9 protein-coding genes are annotated in these 7,452 nt (G+C 37.6%); all 9 read right to left on the bottom strand.

Features of this window, described 5'->3' with window-relative positions; all coding sequences use genetic code 11:
* Window positions 1-435 precede the first annotated feature (435 nt).
* Window positions 436-1,200, bottom strand: coding sequence for an SDR family oxidoreductase (locus AAF462_08275; protein MEM7009113.1), 765 nt, complete (start codon window positions 1,198-1,200; stop codon window positions 436-438).
* Window positions 1,201-1,414: 214 nt separating this feature from the next.
* On the bottom strand, window positions 1,415-1,780 hold the full coding sequence (locus tag AAF462_08270) for a hypothetical protein (GenBank protein ID MEM7009112.1): 366 nt from the start codon (window positions 1,778-1,780) through the stop codon (window positions 1,415-1,417).
* A 166-nt stretch (window positions 1,781-1,946) separates the two neighbouring features.
* Window positions 1,947-2,846: an IPTL-CTERM sorting domain-containing protein gene (locus AAF462_08265; GenBank protein MEM7009111.1), complete on the bottom strand. Its 900-nt coding sequence runs from the start codon at window positions 2,844-2,846 to the stop codon at window positions 1,947-1,949.
* Between the two features lie 146 nt (window positions 2,847-2,992).
* Window positions 2,993-3,463, bottom strand: a complete 471-nt coding sequence (locus tag AAF462_08260; GenBank protein ID MEM7009110.1) for a CYTH domain-containing protein — start codon at window positions 3,461-3,463, stop codon at window positions 2,993-2,995.
* A gap of 12 nt (window positions 3,464-3,475) precedes the next feature.
* The gene (locus tag AAF462_08255) at window positions 3,476-4,216 is read right to left on the bottom strand and encodes an AAA family ATPase (protein MEM7009109.1); all 741 of its coding nucleotides are present in this window, start codon (window positions 4,214-4,216) and stop codon (window positions 3,476-3,478) included.
* 12 nt (window positions 4,217-4,228) lie between these two features.
* Entirely contained in the window at window positions 4,229-5,785 is a 1,557-nt protein-coding gene (locus AAF462_08250) for a CHAD domain-containing protein (GenBank protein ID MEM7009108.1), read from the bottom strand.
* Between the two features lie 57 nt (window positions 5,786-5,842).
* On the bottom strand, window positions 5,843-6,736 hold the full coding sequence (locus AAF462_08245) for an exopolyphosphatase (protein MEM7009107.1): 894 nt from the start codon (window positions 6,734-6,736) through the stop codon (window positions 5,843-5,845).
* 62 nt (window positions 6,737-6,798) lie between these two features.
* Window positions 6,799-7,107, bottom strand: a complete 309-nt coding sequence (locus tag AAF462_08240; protein MEM7009106.1) for a hypothetical protein — start codon at window positions 7,105-7,107, stop codon at window positions 6,799-6,801.
* A 15-nt stretch (window positions 7,108-7,122) separates the two neighbouring features.
* Window positions 7,123-7,452: nuclear transport factor 2 family protein (locus tag AAF462_08235; protein ID MEM7009105.1), on the bottom strand; the 330-nt coding region annotated here is incomplete at its 5' end.

Genomic DNA, 7,452 nt, shown 5'->3' with positions numbered 1-7,452 from the left:
GCATTGGCTGATACTGATAATGCAGCAATGCCGAAAAAGACTGCAAGTACTGTAGTTAAAATTCTCATCCTTTATATCCTCCTAATAGCTTTTTAATGGGGTTTTTTGTTAGTTAGTGTTCCTTCGTATGCAGCAATACAGGTGTACAATTGTGTTAAATTGCACTTGTTTTAATCGCTCTTAGTGGGAACACCTCCTTTAATGAGCTCGTTTTGGTGGGTTTTGAAGTGTTTAGGCTGGTTTAAGTCCGCTACACTGTAATAAGCCTAAAATTCGCCATCTTCTAAACCTAAAGCTAAAATATCATAATTGTTAAGAATAATCAATAGTAGGATAAATATTTATATAGCTAATAAACAATATATAGTTATAAAAGGAAGTAAGTTATACGTTTAGAAAGTTTGTATAAAATTATTTAATAGTAAGTATTGGTATTTATCTTGCGTTCCATCCGCCATCAATGGGCATTAAATGGCCGGTAATAAAGCCCGAGGTGTCATCGCATAGAAACAGTATTGCATATGCTACTTCTCTTGGTGTAGCAATTTTTCCTACCGGATGTAGAGAATTCATATAATTGACTGCAGACTCTTTATCTTGAGCCCTTTTCAAGTATCCCTCAGTAACAAGAGGTGTATCCACAAATCCTGGGCAGATTGCATTTACCCTTATTCCTTTCTTGGCATATTCAAGCGCCATACATTTAGTTAGTTGAGCTACTGCACCTTTAGATGCTGCATAAGCAGCTACTCCAACAAAACCTTTTATGCCAATTATGGATGAAGTGTTTATAATTACTCCATGTCGTTGATCCGCCATCTGCGGTATTACATACTTTGACATAAGCCAAAGGCCTTTAACGTTGATCCTAAAAGTATCATCCCAGTGCTCACTAGATATTTCATGGGTAGTGCCCGGGTGTAAAATGCCGGCATTGTTAATTAGTATATTGATATGCCCATATTTCTCTATTACATAATCAACAACTGTTTTGCATGTCTCTTCAATAGATATATCACCGGCAATATAGTCAAGCTCCGGTCCAAACTTTTTGGATTCTTGCTGAACCTCTTCAAGTTTTTCGCTTCTTCTTCCAACTATTACAACATTTGCTGATTCTTGTGCAAAGAGTAGGGCTGTTTCTCTTCCTATGCCTGTTCCGCCGCCTGTTATTATTACTGTTTTATCCTTAAATCTCATCCAGGCCATTCTCCATTTGAATATGTTTATTTTTCAAATTTTTTAAATCTCTGTAAGATGGTATGTATTCTATCCTAATTAGTTGGAAACTACTAGTGATAAATTATATTTAAAGTCTCCATTCTATAAAATAATCTATATATCTATATATGATGATAGAAACTTCATTTAGTTTCAGATAAATTTGGGGATAATTTGGATAGATAAAGATACTTTATTTAAGTGTCCAAGTTCCGGTTATCACTTGTGCTCTTTGCTCACAAGTATCGTCTTTTAGTGTAAAAGTAAGCACGTCTTTTCCTATAATATATTGGTAAGTTCCAGGATTTTGGCACGTATCATCTTCAAATGTAATTTCATCCTCAATCAAACTGTATCTACCTTTGCTATCAGTGTGCTTACTATCGACTGCTGTAAAAGTGAACTTGGAGTTTTCTTCGAGTTCTAATGTTCCTATAATTTCTTTATTCACAGTCTTTTCCCATAGTCCGTTTGGCTCAACAGGATGCTGATCCTTACAGCCATACCCTATCAAAACTGCCAGTAAAGCAACATATAGAATTGTTGTTTTATTTCTCATGAAATTAGTTTAAGAGATAATCGCGCTTAACTCAACCGCCAAGCAGATATCAGCTAATAGGTGTCTTAAGGTAACTAACATTAGGTGAAAAGCAATAAAAAAGGAGCTTATCAGAAATAATCTGCGAAGCTCCTTATAATGAATACTTTGTTCTATGTTATAAGCTTTATACTACAGCCTTTCTTTTTCTAATATATATAAAAGCTACAATCCCCAATATACCTGCCATAGCAATCATACCCCACTCAGAAAGAGTAGGTACGAAAGTTGCCACAGGTCCTGGACTTGCCGCACAGAAAAACCCATCTACGCCACCATCTACAGTTACCGGCATTACGGCCACATTTCCAAGCACTATACCTTCGCCAGTTTCTGTATCAAATGCTGCAAAAGGTTGAGTGTTTCTTGTTGATGCCGTGTATATGACTCCTGATGAATCAGCAAATGCTGCAGCCGATGCCACTGGTCCGATTACTGGTCCTATCACTTGCGTTGTCCTGCTCTCAATATCTATTGTAAAAAGGACAGTGTCAGGTACCCCTTCGTAATTTCCACTAACACCATAAAAAAGACCATCGTTTGGATTTAATGCAATATCAGCTACAACAAAATTAGGGCCTTGAATATCAATCTCTCTTTCTACTTGTCTTGTGTCAACGTTAATTCCAAATATTGTATTCTGAATATCAGGAACTCCGCCTCTATAAACATATAACAAACCATCATTGCCAAAGCTTCCTGCGGGAATAGATATATTTTCTGGTAGACCGTTAACTGGCCCAAGATTTACGACAGATCCGTCTGCAGATATTTGTGCTAGTTCATTAGAGTTTGAAAAAATAGCGTAACCAAGGTTATCTACTTCTCTATACCCTGCTGCATTCATACTTCTATTGGCCTGCTCAGGTGCAATTACAAATGTATCTGTAGTTAAATCATATGTTAGCGATTGGCCTTGTTCACCAAAAATCATATGAAACCTATTATCACACTCAAAAGGTACTGGCTGAGCATAGGTCAGACCAGTAAAGCAAATAAGAAAACAAAGAGATAATAAAAGGCGCATATTAATCATCCTCTTTCTTCTTAATATAAAAATTTCAATCATTATAGAATAAAATAGATAGAATTACAAATAATCATAATTATATTAGATTAATTCTATAAAGTAGGGTTTTATTGAGGGGGAGAGCATTTTAAGCTAAGTAAGATTCAAGTCTTGGGAATACCATAAATTGCAAGGTTTTTATTCTTATATCTCTCATCATAAGTAATTTCATTGCCAAACCAGCTCGGGGGCTTAAACTCTAAACTTTTATTTTCTCTCTCAAACTCAATTTCAGCAACAATGAGAGCATTAAGATCACCAGAGTAGATATCTAGCTCAATTATGACGTCACCAAAATTAATTTCATATCTGGTCTTAGTAATTCTCTTGCCAAGTGTGCTGGGCCAAAGCTTCTCAAACTCTTCTTTGCTTATAACTCTTTCAGATTCTTGCCTTATTAGACCCTTGCCCGATTTTATAGTATGCATGTGCTTTGAACCTTTTTTACGGACCCTCTCTTCAGTTCCGTCATCTTCAATCCTTATATAGCCCTGGTTGATTTCGTGCTTAGGATAGTTTTGCAGATTCGTGGGTAGTTCGTTGACTAAAAACTTTCTTTCAATCTCTTTGGGCATATCTACTTTTAATTAACAAAGTGATTTAATTTCATTCCACAGCTCGACATAAGCCTGGGTAGAATCTGAATGTGGAGATGATACAGGTACGGGCTCACGGTATATGCCCATTTTTTCTACGTCCGAGCGGTAGGGGATTCTGGACTCAAGAATATTTCCTCCCTCTTGAGACACTTTATTCATAGTTTCCTGATGAAGGGTCTTTCTTGATTCTACCATTGAAAAGAAAGTATAAATCTTGCCTGAGTCAATATCGTTTTTTTCAAAAAACTTTATCAGCTTTTCATATGTGAGCTCTGAAAGTGTAGTCGGAATAAGCGGCACTATAATAATATCGGCTGCGTTAAAAACATTCTCTGATATCAGTGATATTCCCGGAGGACAGTCCATGAATAGATAGTCATATTCATATTCCAGGTCTTTAAATATCTGCTTTAATCGCTTTCTTGAATTCTTAAGAGCATCAAGAGCCAAGTCCAGATTTCTGTAGGATAGTTTTGAAGGAAGCAGATCTAAGTGTGGATAGTCTGTGCCCTTTATATTTTTATCTATATGTTTTCCGCCTTTAATAAACTTGTTGGTATTGAAGTTCTTAGATGCCCTGATGCGGAAATAATATGTAGAAGCTCCTTGTGGATCGAGGTCGCATAAGAGTGTGTTGTCTCCACCAGCCGCAGCTAGATATGAGAGGTTAACTGCGGCAGCCGTTTTACCGACGCCTCCCTTCATGCTGTAAATTGCAATTTTTTTCATCAAAACCCTCTACTAATTATCAGAAAACAGCTTTTCAAATAGCTCTGTGGTTTCTTTATCGCTGAATTCATTAAAGTTCTCTTTGAATTTTTTTCTCACAACCGCCTGCTGTTGATAAAGGACCGATACAAGACCCCCAGCAGCCGCAACTGTGCTGCTACTTTGATCATACCCAATATCTTTGGAGCTAAGAAACTTTTTTAGACTCTCCTGCTGTACATGAAGGTCGTTAAAGTCACCTAAATTATCCTGAAGCACTTTTAAGTGCTTAATAATGGTTTTCATATCATCAGCTGGGAATAGAGAAGTAAAGAACTCAAGTAAATATCTGAGCTTCTTACACTCAATCCTTAGGCTATGTAACTCAGGATCAGGCGTAGCGTCATTTATTTTTCTGCCTTGTTTTATTATCTTGCTGTATTTTTTCCAAATATGCTCTTTAGATATTTCAATTATAGGTCTCTGAGAGTTTGCCGCAGAATTTGCGTCCGAACTCTCGTTGTGCAAAAACTCCTGCCAGTCTGAAATAATTTCTTTATAATTCTTTGAATTCAGAAATTGAGCACACTCTGTGCATGCCTTTTTGCGGTCTTGCGTGAGTTTGTCAAAAAGTGGATCCAGCCCGCCCCTAAGATCCTCAGGCAGCATCTTTTTATAGGAATCCTCAGTTAACAGATAAACATCAAGGTCCCTGAGCTCGTTTGTGGCTTTTCCAATAACTGAAAACTGTTCTTTATATTTATCAGTGTCCTCAGGGCTAAATACCGACTTAACCTGACTTAGTGCAGATCTTGTTCTTCTTACGGCCACTCTAAAATCGTGCAAAAACTCTGTATCTATATCATCTTTTATGCCAAACTCATTTACTTTCATTGTTCCAAGAAGATTCTCAAATATGAGCCTTGCTGCCTCATGACCTTTCATATCAGGCTTTAGCTTAACGTTGATTTTAGATGTGTAATTAAGAGGGTATTTCCCTTGATTAGAGACTGCTGCAGAAATAATATCGTCCTTAGAGTTTTTTAGTCCTAACTCTTCTATATAACTTTTAAATTCCTTAAACTCTTTTTCATATCCTCTAACATTTTTTAGCTGCACAACGACACAAGGCTTAATCCTTCTTTGATCTGAAATGACCACAAGCTCTTTTACAAATATAAAAAGTACAGTTTTTTTGTCTTCATTTAGTACTTTGAGTGTTGCAACTGTCCTTTCAATTTTGGCCAAAGAGAGTAGGGCTCTTATACTGCTAAGCGGTTTGAGCTCAGCCCTGAGTGAGCATTTGGGAAAATCCCACCAAAACTTAGGTGATAGCTTTTTTGTATCCTCAAAAGCTTGAAGTTCTCTTCCGTCCGTTAAGCTTTTAAGATGATAAGAGTTGTCTTCTTTTACTAGCACCAGGTTTGAGCTGTAAAGTCGTCTGTCGAAAGTGTCAAAGAATTCCTCTTTCTTTTTCTGAGGCGGGTCCAAGACAATTTTATGATCATTCGCAAGTTTTTTCAGAAATTCAATTCTGGATAAACCATCTGGCAAAGTGTAGTAATCGCTATTGTTGACGGGCGTTGTCATAGTTTTAATATAAGCTATATATTCCTATATTAAAGAGCATTTTAGACACCTGAACTATCAAGCTTCAAGCCTAAGCTGCTTTTGTTTTTCATATAGCACATGAATTATGCCGTCCGACAGCCCAATGCTTGGCACGTACAAGTCTTTTATATCAGCCCATTTTAGAGTCTTTAGGAATATTTTTGTAGCTGGAATAATTACGTCTGCTCTGTCTGGTCTAAGATTAAGTTTAGAAATTCTGTCTTCATAACTAAATGAATTGACCAGATCAGATACTTTCTTAATGTTCTTATAGGTTAAGAACTCTCCATCATCTTTCATCGACATCTTTAGAATCTTATTAATGTTGCCGCCTGTTCCGATTCCCTTAATCGCCGGGTAATCCGCAGTGCTTTCCTTAATCCAATTTTTCATTCTCTGCCACTCAGATTTTGGCACCTGATCTTCTAAGAGCCTGACCGTTCCCAGCTTAAATGAGCCTGAGTCAACAACTACGGAGCCCGAAATGAGTGTAAGCTCGGTGCTTCCGCCTCCGACATCGATATACAAATAGTTGCCTTTTTTGTCTAGCTCCTCTGCCACATGGTTAGAATAGATAATCTCAGCCTCACGCTGACCATCAATTATTTGAAGATTAACACCTGTCTCCTTGTTTACTGCATTTACTATTTCAACTGAGTTGTCAGCCTCACGCATGGCCGCAGTAGCTATTGCCATATAGTCAAGCGGAGAGTAGGCCTCAATCAAATATTTAAACGCCATCATGGTCTTTATCAGACTATCGGCTTTTTCGTCACTGATTTTACGTTTTACAAAAGAGTCTTCTCCCAATCTTATGGGAACCCTAAAAAGAGAGTCTTTTTTAAAGAACGGCTCGCCCTTGTTCTCAAATACCTGAGAAAAAAGAAGCCTTACGGCGTTTGATCCCACATCTATTGCAGCAAATTTCAATTATTCATCCAGTTATGCAAAAAGTATAGTAATACTTTGATTTTAGGCTTATATTTAGATTTCTATTCTACCTTACTCAAGTAAAAAAACACCATCATGCGGGTGAATTTCTCATCGCATAGCATCAAATTATCATTGGAAAGTGTATTTTGTATTGTTTCTATGGCTTTATCTTTGGAAACCGCACTGATATCGTCTTTGTTCTTTACAAGCTTCAGTTCTTCCTCGTCTTTAAATAGTGAGCGCACCTTCATCTCTGCCAACTTGAACTGATCCTCAGAACCGTCCCCGTCAATGGACCACTCCATGTTGTCCTTCATCCATATCTCAATTCTCAGCACCCGGGGGCTAATATCATCATGTGTGCTCATAGGTTCTTAGAGTTCCTACTCCTTTTCGTGAAGAACAAATGCAATTGTCTGCACTTCAATTCTGCCCTCATCATCAAATACAAAAGTGTCAGAGGCAAAGGGAATCTTATAACCGTCAGACTCCGCCTGCCAGACCAGATAGCCGACATTCTCTTCTACCACTTTTCCGTGAAGATGAAAATCACACCCCGGCGGGAGTACTTCCATTGTTAGGTTCGTGAAAAAATCTCTTATCTCATCAAGTCCTCTAATTATAGCGTTTGGGATAATAATTATGGAATCCTGGGTGTAGTCCTCGAGGATTGCTTCAACATCCCCCTCTCCAAATGAATGTAAATGATGATC

The sequence above is a fragment of the Thermodesulfobacteriota bacterium genome, assembly GCA_039028315.1.
Taxonomy (GTDB): Bacteria; Desulfobacterota_D; UBA1144; order Nemesobacterales; family UBA2774; genus CR02bin9.
Note: the sequence above shows the minus strand (reverse complement) of the source record. Positions and strands in the feature narration are given on the sequence as shown.

Bases quoted from the DNA above. Each gene is read 5' to 3' on its own strand.
- AAF462_08240 (MEM7009106.1), bottom strand. From the start codon at position 7,107: ATGAGCACACATGATGATATTAGCCCCCGGGTGCTGAGAATTGAGATA.
- AAF462_08250 (MEM7009108.1), bottom strand. From the start codon at position 5,785: ATGACAACGCCCGTCAACAATAGCGATTACTACACTTTGCCAGATGGT.
- AAF462_08270 (MEM7009112.1), bottom strand. From the start codon at position 1,780: ATGAGAAATAAAACAACAATTCTATATGTTGCTTTACTGGCAGTTTTG.
- AAF462_08255 (MEM7009109.1), bottom strand. From the start codon at position 4,216: ATGAAAAAAATTGCAATTTACAGCATGAAGGGAGGCGTCGGTAAAACG.
- AAF462_08275 (MEM7009113.1), bottom strand. From the start codon at position 1,200: ATGAGATTTAAGGATAAAACAGTAATAATAACAGGCGGCGGAACAGGC.
- AAF462_08265 (MEM7009111.1), bottom strand. From the start codon at position 2,846: ATGCGCCTTTTATTATCTCTTTGTTTTCTTATTTGCTTTACTGGTCTG.
- AAF462_08260 (MEM7009110.1), bottom strand. From the start codon at position 3,463: ATGCCCAAAGAGATTGAAAGAAAGTTTTTAGTCAACGAACTACCCACG.